The organism is Kitasatospora sp. NPDC023176, assembly GCF_055560495.1.
In genome coordinates this window covers 22168-36003 of record NZ_JBVHIP010000049.1, presented here as the reverse complement: position 1 = coordinate 36003, position 13836 = coordinate 22168, and the positions used below count along the sequence as shown (strand labels likewise).

The 13836-nt window shown below is 75.9% G+C and carries 13 protein-coding genes and 1 pseudogene; all 14 read left to right on the top strand.

What is annotated here, in order from left to right:
• Positions 1 to 198 precede the first annotated feature (198 nt).
• The gene (locus tag ACZ3YL_RS38480; RefSeq protein WP_188307685.1) at positions 199 to 1749 is read left to right on the top strand and encodes a phage tail sheath family protein; all 1551 of its coding nucleotides are present in this window, start codon (positions 199 to 201) and stop codon (positions 1747 to 1749) included.
• Positions 1750 to 1794: 45 nt separating this feature from the next.
• Positions 1795 to 2235: a phage tail protein gene (locus ACZ3YL_RS38475; protein ID WP_188307684.1), complete on the top strand. Its 441-nt coding sequence runs from the start codon at positions 1795 to 1797 to the stop codon at positions 2233 to 2235.
• Positions 2232 to 2720, top strand: a complete 489-nt coding sequence (locus ACZ3YL_RS38470) for a hypothetical protein (RefSeq protein ID WP_465662191.1) — start codon at positions 2232 to 2234, stop codon at positions 2718 to 2720. Before ACZ3YL_RS38475 ends, ACZ3YL_RS38470 begins: the two co-directional genes overlap by 4 nt.
• The gene (locus ACZ3YL_RS38465) at positions 2717 to 2875 is read left to right on the top strand and encodes a DUF6760 family protein (RefSeq protein WP_188307682.1); all 159 of its coding nucleotides are present in this window, start codon (positions 2717 to 2719) and stop codon (positions 2873 to 2875) included. The genes ACZ3YL_RS38470 and ACZ3YL_RS38465 overlap by 4 nt, the downstream gene beginning before the upstream one ends.
• Before the next feature lie 2921 nt (positions 2876 to 5796).
• Positions 5797 to 6360 (top strand): hypothetical protein, encoded by a 564-nt coding sequence (locus ACZ3YL_RS38460; protein ID WP_465662189.1) that lies wholly within the window; start codon positions 5797 to 5799, stop codon positions 6358 to 6360.
• Between the two features lie 75 nt (positions 6361 to 6435).
• The gene (locus ACZ3YL_RS38455; protein WP_188303291.1) at positions 6436 to 6861 is read left to right on the top strand and encodes a phage tail protein; all 426 of its coding nucleotides are present in this window, start codon (positions 6436 to 6438) and stop codon (positions 6859 to 6861) included.
• A 50-nt stretch (positions 6862 to 6911) separates the two neighbouring features.
• Complete coding sequence (locus ACZ3YL_RS38450; RefSeq protein ID WP_188303292.1) at positions 6912 to 7634, top strand: CIS tube protein; 723 nt, start codon at positions 6912 to 6914, stop codon at positions 7632 to 7634.
• Positions 7631 to 9409 (top strand): VgrG-related protein, encoded by a 1779-nt coding sequence (locus ACZ3YL_RS38445; RefSeq protein ID WP_465662187.1) that lies wholly within the window; start codon positions 7631 to 7633, stop codon positions 9407 to 9409. The genes ACZ3YL_RS38450 and ACZ3YL_RS38445 overlap by 4 nt, the downstream gene beginning before the upstream one ends.
• 63 nt (positions 9410 to 9472) lie before the next feature.
• Positions 9473 to 9784 (top strand): PAAR domain-containing protein, encoded by a 312-nt coding sequence (locus tag ACZ3YL_RS38440; RefSeq protein WP_188303294.1) that lies wholly within the window; start codon positions 9473 to 9475, stop codon positions 9782 to 9784.
• Positions 9781 to 10218, top strand: a complete 438-nt coding sequence (locus ACZ3YL_RS38435; RefSeq protein ID WP_188303295.1) for a GPW/gp25 family protein — start codon at positions 9781 to 9783, stop codon at positions 10216 to 10218. The genes ACZ3YL_RS38440 and ACZ3YL_RS38435 overlap by 4 nt, the downstream gene beginning before the upstream one ends.
• Entirely contained in the window at positions 10218 to 12179 is a 1962-nt protein-coding gene (locus ACZ3YL_RS38430) for a putative baseplate assembly protein (protein ID WP_465662184.1), read from the top strand. The genes ACZ3YL_RS38435 and ACZ3YL_RS38430 overlap by 1 nt, the downstream gene beginning before the upstream one ends.
• Positions 12176 to 12739: a phage tail protein I gene (locus tag ACZ3YL_RS38425; protein ID WP_188303297.1), complete on the top strand. Its 564-nt coding sequence runs from the start codon at positions 12176 to 12178 to the stop codon at positions 12737 to 12739. Before ACZ3YL_RS38430 ends, ACZ3YL_RS38425 begins: the two co-directional genes overlap by 4 nt.
• A gap of 3 nt (positions 12740 to 12742) precedes the next feature.
• Positions 12743 to 12811: pseudogene (locus ACZ3YL_RS38420) on the top strand (zinc-ribbon domain-containing protein); the annotation flags it as partial.
• 540 nt (positions 12812 to 13351) lie between these two features.
• Positions 13352 to 13836, top strand: a 485-nt coding sequence (locus ACZ3YL_RS38415; protein WP_465662206.1) for a zinc-ribbon domain-containing protein, incomplete at its 3' end; no start/stop codon positions are given.

Below are 13836 nucleotides of genomic sequence, written 5' to 3'. Positions count from 1 at the left end.
GCGTGGGGCGCCGGGGGTTCCGCGGGCGTTGGAGGGGACCGGGCCGTCCGGTGCGCCTGGGAGTACCCGCCGGGCTGGCCGCCGGGGGCAGCCGGTGCTGCCCCCGGTGCGGGACCAGGGGACATGTCCCCGGACGGCGCCCCGGCCGCAGACTCGGGGGAGTACCAGGAGAATGACCGGTCATCCGAAGGAGCGCGAATGCCGTCGTACCTGACCCCGGGCGTGTACGTGGAGGAGGTCCAGTCCGGTGCCCGGCCGATCGAGGGCGTCGGCACGGCCGTGGCCGCCTTCGTCGGCTTCGCCGGATCCGGACCCTTCCACGAGCCCACGCTGGTGACCAACTGGGACCAGTACGTCCAGCGGTTCGGCGGCTTCACCGAGGGCACCTACCTCGCCCACGCGGTCTACGGCTTCTTCGCCAACGGCGGCGGCTCCGCCTACGTGGTGCGGATCGGCGATCCGGACCGGCAGGCCTCCGGCGGCGTCCCCGCCGCTGCCGCCGTCACCGTGGCGCCGGCCGCGGTCTCCGGCTTCCTGATCTCCGCCCTGCCCGGCGCGGGCGCCGACGTGTCCGTCGAGATCGCCGACGCCGAGGGCGAGAACGTCCCCGACGACCGGTTCCGGCTGCTGGTCCGCCGCGGCGCCGAGGTGGTGGAGAGCTACGACGTCTCCACCCGGAAGAACACCAAGGGCTACGTCGTCACCCAGCTGCGCGAGTCCAAGCTCATCGCGGTCATCGAGCAGGCCGGCACCGCGCCCAGCCGCCCCGAGCGCCGCACCCACGCGCTCGCCGCGGCCCCCGCGCCCGCGCCCGGCCCGGTGGTGGCCCCCGGCGCCCGGCTGGACCCCGCCGAGTACGTCGGCGACGCCGCCGCCCGCACCGGCTTCTCGGGCCTGGAGGCGATCGACGAGATCACCATGGTCGCGGTGCCCGACCTGATGAGCGCCTACCAGCGCGGCGAGCTCGACGACGAGGGCCTGCGCACCGTCCAGCTCGCGGTGATCTCGCACTGCGAGCAGATGGGCGACCGGATCGCCGTCCTGGACCCGCCGCCCGGGCTCAACGCCCAGCGGATGCGCACCTGGCGACAGGACGAGGCGGGCTACGACTCCCGCTACGCCGCCCTCTACTACCCGTGGATCAAGGTCTTCGACCCGGCCACCGGCCGCAACACGCTGGTCCCGCCGAGCGGGCACGCCGCCGGGGTGTGGGCGCGCAGCGACGCCGAGCGCGGCGTGCACAAGGCGCCGGCCAACGAGGTCATCCGCGGCGCCGTCGACCTCGAACTGCGGCTCAGCAAGGGCGAACAGGACCTGCTGAACCCCATCGGCGTCAACTGCGTCCGGGCGTTCCCCGGGCGCGGCATCCGGATCTGGGGCGCGCGCACCCTCTCCTCCGACCCGGCCTGGCGCTACCTCAATGTGCGCCGGCTCTTCAACTACCTGGAGGAGTCGATCCTCCTGGGGACCCAGTGGGTCGTCTTCGAACCCAACGACGACCGGCTGTGGTCCAGCATCCGCCGGAACATCACCGCCTTCCTCACCGAGGAGTGGCGGCGCGGAGCGCTGTTCGGCCAGACCGCGGCCGAGGCCTTCTACGTCAAGTGCGACCGCGACAACAACCCGCCGGAGTCCATCGACCTCGGTCAGGTGATCTGTGAGATCGGGGTCTCGCCGGTGAAGCCGGCCGAGTTCGTGGTGTTCCGACTGGCCCAGTTCTCCGACAGCACGAGCCTCGTCAACGAGTGATCGTCGTACGGTCGGCCCCCATCGCACGGAAGGTGACAGCACGCCATGGCTGAAGGCGATCCGCTCTCCACACACATATTCGGCGTCCAACTCGGCGGCTACAACGTCGAGTCCGTCAAGGAGATCAGCAACCTGACGGTCGAACAGGACGTCGTCGAGTACAAGCAGGTGACCCAAGAGGGCAAGCTGATCGTCCGCAAGCAGCCCGGCGCCCGGCTGCCCGGCGAGGTGACCATCACCCGCGGCCTGGACAAGAGCGGCGCCTTCACGAACTGGATCAAGGAGACCCTCAACAACGGGGCGATCAACACCGCGCGGCAGAACCTGACCATCGAGGTCAAGGACACCACCGGCGCGACCCTGCGCCGCATCCAGCTCACCAACGCCTGGGCCAGCCGCTGGGAGGGCCCCACGCTCAGCGCCGGCGAATCCAGCGCCGCGACCGAGACCGTGACCATCGTGTTCGAGGAGATCCACGTCGAGTGAGGCGGAAGATCGGCCTTGAGGAGCTGCTGGAAGGGGCCCCGGCCCAGCAGAGCCCCGCGCCGCAGCAGCAGAGCCCGGCACCGACGGGGCCGGCCGGGCCGCCCCGACGGCAGTCGCCGCACAGCGAGTTCGAGTTCGAGCTGCCGCTCGGCTACGTCGACGACGAGGGCACCGTGCACCGCCACGGCGCCATGCGGCTGGCCACCGCCCGCGACGAACTGATGCCGCAGATCGACCTGCGGGTCAAGGAGAACCCGGCCTACCTCAGTGTGGTGCTGCTCAGCCACGTGATCACCAGGCTGGGCGACCTCACCGACGTGCACGCCGGGATCGTCGAGCGGATGTACGCCACCGACGTCGCCTTCCTCCAGGACCTCTACCAGCGGATCAACAGCGAAGGCCACACGCGCGCCGCGGTGACCTGCCCGCACTGCGACGGCGCCTTCGAGGTCGACCTCGCCGGTGGGCGCCTGGGGGAATCGTGACGTACGCGCCTGCTCGGTTGTACGAGGAGATCGCGTACATCGCCTACCACTTCCACTGGCCGCGCGAGGATCTCCTCGACCTGACCCACCGCGAACGCGGGCAGTGGGTGCGCGAGATCGCGCGGATCAACTCCCGTGTCAGTGAAGGTGGGTGAGCCGGGTGGGGCTGCGGGACTGGATCGCCGGGCGGCGGGGCGGGGCCGGGGACGGGACTGAATCCGGTCCCGGCCCCAGGGCCGCTTCCGGTGCTGCGGAGACCGCCGTCGGTCCGGGCGGGGCCGCGCGGCCCCGCCCGGCGGCCGGGGGCGGGGGCTGGCGCGCGGTGGCGCCGCTGGTCCCGACCCTGGGCGGCGGGGCGGCACGCGGGGTCAGCGACGGCCTGGCGTTCCGCTCCCGGCTCGCCTCGTGGCAGAACCCCTCGCTGAGCGGGCCGCTCGGCCATGCCGTGCTGCCGACGGCCCGGGTGGGGATCCTGCGGGCGGTGGCCTCGCCGGGCAGTCCGTCCGTCGCGGCCGGACGCGGGGAGGACCTCGTCCTGCCGGCGGCCGGGGCGGGGACGGGGGGACGGCCCGAAGGCGCGGGCGAGCAAGGGGAGTCGACGGACCGAGGGGAGCGGCGGCGGTCGCGACCGGTCCAACGGGCCCTGCCGGTACGGCGGTTGCCCGTACGGTCGGTGTCCCGGGCGCCGTCCCGGGCCGTGACTCCGCGGGACGTCGCTTCCGGCGGCGCTGCTCCCGCGACCTCTGCGGCTGAGAGCGGAGCGGCGAAGCCACGCGCTGCCGGGACGCGCGACGCCGGAACCGGCGCCGCGCCGAGGCCAAGTGCCGCGAAGTCCGCTGCGACTGCTTCTCATCCCTCGACTTCTTCGACTTCGTCGGCTTCTCCGACTGCTTCGACTGCTTCGACTGCTTCGACGCCGGCCCGGGCGGCGACGCCCCCTGCCGTGACGCCCCCGGCCGGGAGCGGCGGCACGCCGAAGTCCCGTGCCACGACGGCCTCTTCCGCTGCTGCGGCGCAGGCCGCGGGGAGCGGCGGTGCGCCGACGCCCGGTGCGGCCGGGCCTGCCCCCGCCGTGCTGCCCACGTCCGGGCCCGGCGGCGATTCGCCGCGTCCGGGTGACATGGCGGGCCCGACGCCCGCGCGCCAGGTGCGGCCGGTGCGGCCGCGCGCCGTCAGCGCGCCGCTGACCGTGGCCCGGCGCCCCCTGCTGCTGTCCGCGCGTCCGATCGCGGCCGTTGCGGCGCGGGGCGCGGACGCGACCCCGGCCGCAGCGCCGGTGGAGAACCGGGCCGACTCCGCACGGCCGTCCACGAGCGGCGGGGCCATGGCGCCGAGTGCGCCCGGTCCGGCCGGTGGTGGCGCGCCCACCGGTGGAGTCGTCCAGCGTGCGGCCGAGCCGGGCGCCACGACGCCCACCACCCGTCCGGTCCTCGGGGCGCCGCTGACCGTGCTGCCCGCGAGCGCCGCGCCGGTGGCTCCCGGCGGCCCCCGGGTCGGCGAGCCCTCCTCGGCGGCGCCCGCCCTGCCCGTGGTCCGGTCCGCCGGCGACACCCGGCAACAGCCCGGGGGCGGGGTGCCCGAGACGGCCACCGGGCCGAGTGCCCAGGCGCCTTCGCGATCCGCGCCGGGGCCCGGCGGCGGCGCGCCCGTTCAGCGGGCGGCGGCCTCGCCGGCCCCCGCCCGGGTGCAGCCCGACGCAGCCCCCGCCCGCACCCACACCCGCACCGGACTGGGAGCCCCCCTCGACGGGCTGCCTCCGACGGCGGCGGCGCCGGGCCGGACCGCTCCACTGCTGGGCGGGCGCCGACCGGTCCGACGGACCACCGGGCCGATGCCGACGGCCGGCACGGGCCCGACTGCCGGAAGCGCGTCGGCGCAGGTCGGTGAAGGGCCGCGCGTCCAGCGCGCGGTGGACGGCGCCGCTGGCTCCATGAGTCTCCCCAGCGCCCGAACCGACGCTCAGTCGGATCCCCGGATCGACTCCGGTGCGACGACCGGGCGCGGTACCGGCACGTCGGCGTCCGAACGCGCGGCGGCCTCTGCCGTGCCGCGTCCGGGTGCACCCGTGGCCGGGCCGGGCGCCGGTGCCCCGCGTCGGAGCGGCGCCGGGAACGGCGGCCCGGTGGTTCCGCCGACGGTGTCCGTGCCTCTGGTGTCCGTGCGTCCGGTGTCCGTGCGTCCGGTGGGCAGCGCTCCGGGGGTGCAGCGAGCCGTCCAACCCGCCCTGCCGAGGCGGGGACTGATCGGTGAGCGCCCGATGTCGGTCGCCCTCGGCACCCCGCCGGCGCCCTTCGCGGGCGGCGGCACCGCTTCGACGGGCGCCCGCACGGCGCCGACCCCGCCGGTGGTCCCGGCGGTCTGGCCCAACGCCCTCGCGCGCCGTACGGAGGACGCACCGGCGGCCGAGTCGCCGTCGGCGTCCGGTGCCGGCCGGCGGCAGGGCGCCCCGGCCGCCCCGCGGCGCTCCGCCTCGCACCGGTCGCCGGGCGCGGGGGAGAGCCGGAACGGCGCCGGGCAGCCGTCCTCGCCGGGGAGCCCGCACCGGACCGTCGCGCCCGGTGCCGCGGCGGCGGCCGGGCGCTCCCACGGAACGGGAGCCACGGGACCCACGGGCAGCACGGGGGTCACGGGCGCGCTGCGCGGGGTCGTGGCCGCCGTGCAGCGCTCGCGTTCCCGGCGGTCGGCGGTGCGCGGAGTCGGTCGGACGGCGGCCGAGCAGCCGCCCGGGGAGGGGAGTCCGGTACCGCTCGGGACCGCCCCGACCACGGCTGCACCGGCCGTGCCGCCGTGGGCCCGGTCGGCTCGTCGCGGCGCGGCGGCGCGGGTCACGAACGCGAGTGCCCCGACGGTGCCGGGCGTGCCGGGCGCGGTCGTGGGCGCCGGCCGTGCGCAGTCTCAGTACCCCTCGGCCGCCGGAGGGTTCACCGGAACGCCGGACCGGGGCGGCCACCCCGGCACGGCGCCCGCTCGCGTGGTGCGGCCCGCCTCCCCGGCGGCTCCTTCGCTCCAGCGGCTGCCCGCCGGCCCGACGCCCGGCGGCCCCGGTCAGGGCGCGGTGGGACCGCCCGTCCCGTCCGTGGCCGCCGTCGCGCCGGCGTCGGCGCCCGCGCCCGCCCGGTCTGCCGCGTCCCCGCTGCCCGGCGCGCCGGTGCCGGTGGCCCGAGCCCTCCCGGTGGTGCGGCCCGCGCCCCCGGCGGCCGGGGTGCTCCAGCGGCTGCCGGCCGTGTCCGCACCGCTCCAGCGGCAACAGCAGCCGTCCGCGGCCGCTCCGCCGGTCACCACGCGTTCCGGCGCGCCCGCGCGCCCGGCGGGCGTCTCCGCGCCGCGGCCCGTCCCGTCCCCGCCCGGCACCGCACAGGTGCTGCAACGGGTGGCCGAGCAGGCCGGGCTGTCCGGGATCCCGCTGACCGCCGTCCCGGCGCGCCGGTCGACCACGGTGCAGGCGGCCCCGCCGAAGGCGGCGCCGTCCAAGGGAGGCGCCTCGGCAGCTCCCGAGAGTGCCGACCACCCCGGGAACGCCGCGCCCGCCGACCTGGACGAACTGGCCCGGCGCCTGGTCGAACCGGTCGGCCGGCTGCTGCGCACCGAGCTGCGCAGGGGCCGGGAGCGCGCCGGGAGGCCGTACGACCTGCGCCGCTGAGAGCAGGCCGGACACAGCGAGCACGACCGAGCACCAAGCACCACGTAGCAAGCACCAAGCAGGAGGCGGGGCCCGATGACCGACAACATCTTCGCGAGCAGCGTGTTCTTCAGCCTGACCATCGGGGGCAACGACCTGGGCGAGTTCACCACCTGCTCGGGGCTCGGCGCCCAGGTCGAGATCGAGGAGTACGCGGAGGGCGGCAACAACGGCTTCGCCTGGCAGCTGCCGGGCCGCATCACCTGGTCGAACATCACGCTCAGCCGCGCGGTCACCGCGGACACCCTGAAGATCGCGCGTTGGCTCAACGAGATCGTCCGGAAGGTCGAGCCGAAGGACGGCGAGATCGTGGCGCTGCGCCCCGACCTCAGCCGGATCGTCGGCTGGCAGGTGCTGGGGATCGTCCCGGTCCGGTGGGAGGGCCCGTCGTTCGACCCGTCGAACTCGCAGGCGGCGGTGGAGACCCTGGAGATCGCCCACGCGGGCCTGCGCCCGTCCTGACACCCCCCACCCCCCCGTACCCGCGTTCCCCCCACTGAAGGAGCACCAGGATGTCCCCGGCGGTCCCCGCCAGCGTCACCCGGGCCCAACTGACCATCATGGAGCCCCCGTCCACGGTCGGCGCCCAGCCCGGCGGTGCGATCGCGCGGCTCCCACTGCAGTTCAACCCGGCGACCCTGGTGCTGCGCAAGACCACCGAGTGGCGGCGCACGCCGTCCCGGATGGCGGGCCAGTCGGCGTTGCCGGAGTTCGTCGGCAGCGGTCCGCGGTCGCTGTCGCTCGACGTGTTCCTGGACTCGACGGCGACGCACGACAACTCGGTGGAGCGGGCGGTGGAGCAGCTGATGACGGCGTGCGTGCCGACCCCGACGAGCCTGGCGCGCAAGACCCCGGCCAGCCCGTGGATCCGGCTGGACTGGGGCACCCTGAAGACGACCTCGTTCAACGGGGTGCTGACCGGCCTGTCCGTCACCTACACGCTGTTCGACGTGGACGGCAATCCGCTGCGCGCGGTCTGCTCGCTGTCCATCGACGAGGCGAGCGTCGACCCGGCCGGGCAGAACCCGACGTCCGGCTCCCCGGAGGCCCGCAGCACCCACCGGGTGATCGCGGGCGACAGCCTGCCGCTGCTGGCCTGGCGCGCGTACGGGGACGCGACGGCCTGGCGCACCATCGCGGAGGCGAACGACATCGACGACCCGCTGGAGCTGGTGCCCGGCTCGGAGCTGATCGTGCCGGGGATCGACGAACTCACCCGGGGCGGGCGGCCATGACCACTCCCGAGGCCCGGGGCGGCCGGCCGTTCGCCGCGGATCCCGTCGTCGAGGCGCCGGGGCCGCTGCCGCCGGTGTGGGCGGCCCAGCTGGTGTCCTGCGACATCGAGGAGAGCGTCGGCCTGCCGGACACGGCGGTGCTGAGCTTCCGGGACGCGGACCACACCTTCCTCTCCGCGACGGGCATCACCATCGGCACCGAACTGCGGGTGTCCGTGGTCACCGTGCAGGGGCACACCCAGGTGCGGCTGTTCACCGGGGAGGTGACGGCGCTGGAGCTGGAGGTGGACACCACGGGCTCGTACACGGTGGTGCGGGCCTCGGCGGTCACCCACCGGCTGATGCGCGGACGCCGGGTGAAGGCCTTCCGGAACATGACCACCGCCGACATCGTCCGCGAGGTCGCCGCGGGCGCGGGCCTGACCTGCGGGCGGGTCGACTCCTTCCCGGTGGTGCACCAGCAGCTGTCCCAGGCGAACGTCCCGGACTGGGAGTTCCTGCAGTTCCTGGCGCAGGAGAGCGGCGCGCAGGTGCGGGTGGACGACGACGGCAAGCTGGAGTTCGTCCGCCCGCAGCCCGCCTCCGCCGCGCCGGCGCCGACCACGCCCGCGCCGCAGAGCCCGCTGGTGCTGGAGTACGGGCGCAACCTGCTGGAGCTGCGCGGGGTGCTGACCGGGGCGGCCGGTGCGGACACCGTGGAGGCGCGCGGCTGGAACGTCACCACCAAGAGCGCCCTGGTGGCCACCGAGCCGGCGGTGACCTCGCCGACGGTGCTGCCGGGGATGAGCCCCTCGGTGGCGGCCTCCGCCTTCCCGGGCCAGGCCCGGTACACCGTCGCCGACACCCCGTACCGCACCCAGGCGGAGACCACCGCCGTGGCACGCTCGCTGGCCGCCTCGGTGGCCTCGGGCTTCGGGGAGCTGGAGGCCGTCGTCGAGGGCAATCCGCGGCTGCGGGCGGGCACCGCCGTCGCCCTGGGGAACGTCGGGGCGGCCTTCTCCGGCCGCTACACCGTCACCGGGGCGCGGCACCTGCTGGAGCCGTTCCGCGGCTACCGCACCACGGTGGTGGTCAGCGCGTCGCCGGACCGCTCGCTGGCCGGGCTGGCGACCGGCGGCAACGCGCCGCCGCGCGGGCCCCGGATGCCGGGCCTGGCGGTCGCCGTGGTCACCGACGTCCGGGAGCCGGGCGGCGGGCAGCGCGGCTGGGTGCGGCTGAAGTTCCCCTGGCTGGACGACACCTACGTCTCCGACTGGGTGCGCACCGTACAGTGGGGCGGCCACGGGGGCGGCGGGGTGGTCAGCCCGGAGGTCAACGACGAGGTGCTGGTGGGGTTCGAGCAGGGCGACCTGGACAGCCCCTATGTGCTGGGCGGCCTCTACAACGGCGTGGACACGCCCTCGCCGCACGACGTGCCGCTGGTGGACGCGACCGCCGGCAAGGTCAACCGCCGTTCCGTGGTGTCCCGTTCGGGCCACCGGATGGAACTGCTGGACGTACCGGGCGGCACGTCCGGCGTCCGGCTGGCCAGTGGCGACGGCAAGCTGGAGGTCCGGCTGGACCAGCAGAAGGGGGAGATCGTGCTGACCGTGCACGGCGGGGTCGGCGGGGCGGGCAGCACGGTGCGGCTCACCCCCTCCGGCATCACCCTGGACGCGGGCACCGGTGAGGTGAACGTGCGCGGCGGCTCGGTGACCGTCCGCGGCACCACGGCGGTCACCGTGGACGGCGGGGTCGAGGCGGTCATCAAGGGAGCCTTCGTGCGCCTCAACTGACGAAGCATCACGCACCGGAAGATCACTGTGCTCCGGCAGGAGCCATCGGAATGGAGACCGTACATGCCCCCCGCAGCCCGGACCGGCGACCCCACCGACCACGGTGGCGCCCTCACCACCCCGCCGCCGGGTGCCCTCAAGGTCGCGACGGTGCTGATCGGCGGCAGGCCCGCCGCGGTGGCCGGCACCGTGCACGCCTGCGTCCCGCACGTGGAGATGGGGCCCGCCAACCTGGTGGAGCCCCAACTCGGCGGGATGACAGGGGGAATGGTGCTGATCGGCGGCCTGCCCGCGGCCCGGATGGGCGACAAGACCACCTGCGGCGCCACCATCATCGCCGGGGCCTTCAACGTGCTGATCGGGGGCGCGATATGACCAGCAGTTTCATCGGCCGGGGCTGGGCCTTCCCGCTGCGGGTGAACGCCACCGGCGGCATCGGCATGGTGGAGCGGGACCGGGAGATCGCCGAGGCGATCCGGCTGATCCTCGGCACCGCCCCCGGCGAGCGGCCGATGCGCCCGGAGTTCGGCTGCGGCATCCACGAGTACGTCTTCGCCCCGGGCGACAGCACCACCGCCGGGCGGATCGCCCGCGAGGTGCGGATCGCGCTGGAGCGCTGGGAGCCGCGGATCACCGTGGACGACGTGGTGATCGCCTTCGACCGGGTCGACGAGGGCACGCTCTACATCGACGTCCACTACACCGTGCGGGCCACCAACGACCGCCGCAACCTGGTCTTCCCCTTCTACACCATCCCGGAGTCGCCGTCCGAGGCGTCCCCGGCCACCGTGGACGGGGGCGTGCGCTGATGGCCCTGCCCTCCCCGAACCTGGACGACCGCCGCTTCCAGCAACTCGTCGACGAGGCCAAGCGGTACGTGCAGCAGCGCGCCCCGGAGTGGACCGACCACAACGTCTCCGACCCGGGCGTCACCCTCATCGAGACCTTCGCCTACCTGGTGGACCAGCTGCTCTACCGGCTGAACCGGGTGCCGGAGAAGAACTACTCCGCCTTCCTCGACCTGTTGGGCATCCGGCTGTTCCCGCCCGCCGCGGCCCGGGCCGAGGTCGACTTCTGGCTCTCCGCCCCGCAGCCGGAGACGGTGCTGCTGCGGGCCGGCACCGAGGTGTCCACCCTGCGCACCGAGACCGACGAGGCGGTGGTCTTCTCCACCGCCGAGGACCTGCCGATCGTGCCCAGCGCGCTGGAGCGGCTGGTGACCGTCTCGGCCGCCGGGGAGCAGTCCGACGTGACCGCCCGGCTGGCCGACGGCACGGACGTGCGGTGCTTCCAGCCGCGCCCGGTGGCCGGCGACGCCATGCTGTTCGCCCTGCCGGCCGTGGTGCCGCGCTGCATCCTGGCCGTCCGGCTGGACAGCCGGGTGGAGGGCGTCGGCGTCGACCCGCGCCAGCCGCCGCTGGTCTGGGAGGTGTGGGACGGCGCCCGCTGGATCGTCTGCGAGACCGGCAGCGACACCACCGGCGGGCTCAACCGGCCCGGCGAAGTGGTGGTGTTCGTCCCGGCCGGGCACACCGCCTCGGTGGTCGCCGGGCGGCGGGCCGGCTGGCTGCGCTGCCGGGTCACCGAGCCGCAGCCGGGCCAGCCGTTCTACTCCGAGTCCCCGACCGTCCGGCGGGCCGAGGTGTTCACGGTCGGCGGCACCGTGACCGCCGTGCACGCCCAGACCGTCACCGACGCGCCGCTCGGCAGCTCGGAGGGCGTCGCGGGCCAGCGGTTCCGGCTCGCCCGACCGCCGGTGCTGCTGGACGGCGGGCCGCCGGTGGTCGAGGTGGCGGCCGGCGAGGGCTGGCAGCGCTGGACGGTCGTCGAGCACTTCGGCGACTCCGCGCCCACCGACCGGCACGTGGTGCTGGACGCCACCAACGGCGAGTTCCTCCTCCCGCCCGCCGTCCGGGAACCGGACGGCAGCCTGCGCGCCTTCGGCGCGGTGCCGCCCAAGGGCGCGCAACTGCGCGTCCCCCAGTACCGCACCGGCGGCGGCATCGCGGGCAACGTCGCCCGGAACACCGTCACGGTGCTGCGCAGCTCCGTCCCCTACGTCGCCCGGGTGGACAACCGCGAGGCGGCCCGGGGCGGAGTCGACGGCGAGACCGTGGAGAACGCCAAGGCGCGCGCCCCGCACCAGCTGCGGCTGCAGGAACGCGCCGTCACCGCCGGGGACTTCGAGCTGATCGCCCGGCAGGCCGCGCCCTCCGCCGCCCGGGTCAGCTGCGTACCGGCGGCCGGCGGCGAGGCCGGGGCGGTCCGGGTGCTGGTCGTCCCGGACGCGGTCGCGGACGACGGCGAACGGCTGCGCTTCGAGCAACTCATCCCGGACGAGAAGGTGCTGGCCGCCGTGGCGCGCGCCCTCGACGAGCGCCGGCTGATCGGCACCCGGGTGCTCGTCCAGCCGCCCACCTACCAGGGCGTGACGGTGGTCGCCCGGCTCACCACCCGCGCCGCCGACCCGGACCGGGTCCGCGAGGCGGTGCTGCACGCGCTGTACCGGTACCTCAACCCGCTGCGCGGCGGCGCCGACGGCAGGGGCTGGCCGTTCGGCCGGGCGGTGCAGTACGGGGAGGTGTTCGCCGTGCTCCAGCGGGAGGCGGCCGTCGCCGGGGTGGAGGAACTGCGGCTGTTCCCGGCCGACCCGATCACCGGACGCCGGGGCGCGCCCGCCGAGCGGGTCGACGTGCCGCCGGACGCCCTGGTCTTCTCGCACCAGCACCAGGTCGTGGTCACGGCCCTCGCCGAGGGCGGGACGTCATGACCCGCGCCGCCGTACCCGGGCTGCCCAGCCCGCACCCGATCGGCGAACTGCTGCCCGCGCTCTACGCCGACGACGACTTCGCCCAGCGCTTCACGGCCGGCCTGGACACCGTCCTCGCCCCGGTCTTCGCCACCCTGGACAACCTGCCCGCCTACTTCCGGCCCCGGCTGGCCCCGGTCGACTTCCTGGACTGGCTGGCGACCTGGGTCGCCGTGGACATCGACCCGGACTGGCCGGAGGAAGTGCGCCGGGCGGTGGTCGGGCGCGCGGTGGAACTGCACCGGTGGCGCGGCACCCGGCACGGACTCGCCGAGCGGCTGCGCCTGGTGCTGGGCGCCGGCTGCGAGATCAGCGACGGCGGCGGCGTCTCCTGGACCACCACTCCGGGCGAGGCCCCGCTGCCCGCGTCGGGCGGCGAGGTGCTGATCCGGGTCTGGCCGTCGCACGGCGCGGCGCTGGACGAGGACCAGGTGCTGTCCGTCGTCCGGGCGGGCTGCCCGGTCCATCTGAACTGCCGGGTCGAGATCCTGCCCGGTCCACCCGGGCGAACGGAGGGCTGACGGATGCCGGTGTGTCCCGAATGCGGAACGGCCAACGCGGAGGGCGACGACTTCTGCGGCAACTGCGGCGCCTACCTGGGGTGGTCGCGCGGGACGCCCGCGCCCGCTGCCGCTCCCGCGCCCAGCGCCGCTCCCGCTGCCGCGCCCGCTGCTACTCCCGCGCCCAGTGCCGCTCCCGCGCCCAGTGCTGATCCGGTACCGGCGCCCGGTGCCGCTCCGGCGTCCGCTGCCGCTCCGGCACCGGCGCCCGCACAGGCCGAGCCTTCACCCGCGCCGGCCCCGGCCGAGCCCGCCGCCGCCCCCGACACGGCGCGCACCGGCTCCACCTGGCGGAACGTCTCCCGACGGGTCACCAGCCGCAGCAGGCGCGCCCTGCCGCCGGCCCCGGAGCCCGAGGCGCCGACCCCGGCCGCCGAGGAGCCGCCGGCCCCGCCCGCCGTCGAGACCTCGCGCTCGGCCTCCACCCGGGCCCGGCCCGCTCCGGCGCCCGAACCCGCCCCGGCGCCGAAACCGAGCCAGGCCCCGGCCCCCGAACCCCTTCCCGCGGTGAAGCCGGAACCGGAACCCGAACCGGAACCCGGGCCAAGAGCCCCCGAACCGCGGGCCGACCCGGTGGCCGTGCAGCCCGCCAAGCCCATCGCACCACGCCCGGTGGTCCGGGCCGCCGCGGCCGACGAGGCCCAGGACGGTCCGCCCTGCCCCCGCTGCGGCACGCCCAATCTGCCCGAGCGGCGGTTCTGCCGCCGCTGCGCGGCACCGCTGACCGTCACCGCGGCCGCGGCGAAGCTGCCCTGGTGGCGCACCCGGTGGCCGTTCCGCCGCCGGGTGCGGATCGGCGGTTCGGGCAACGCGCTGCGCCGCGCCATCGCGCTGATCGTGCTGCTGGCGCTGGTGGTGGCCGGCGTCCTGCTGTGGCCGCTCGGCAAGAGCGCCTACCAGGACGTGCTGGACAAGCTGGGCAGCACCGCGCCGATCGCCCCGTCGCTGACCACGGCGTCGGGCGCGGGGGGGGGGCCTACCCCGCCCCCCGCCGCCGCCGGCCGCGCCAACCCCACCGGGGGGGGGCCCCCGCAAGGGGCCACCCAACGCGGAAACAT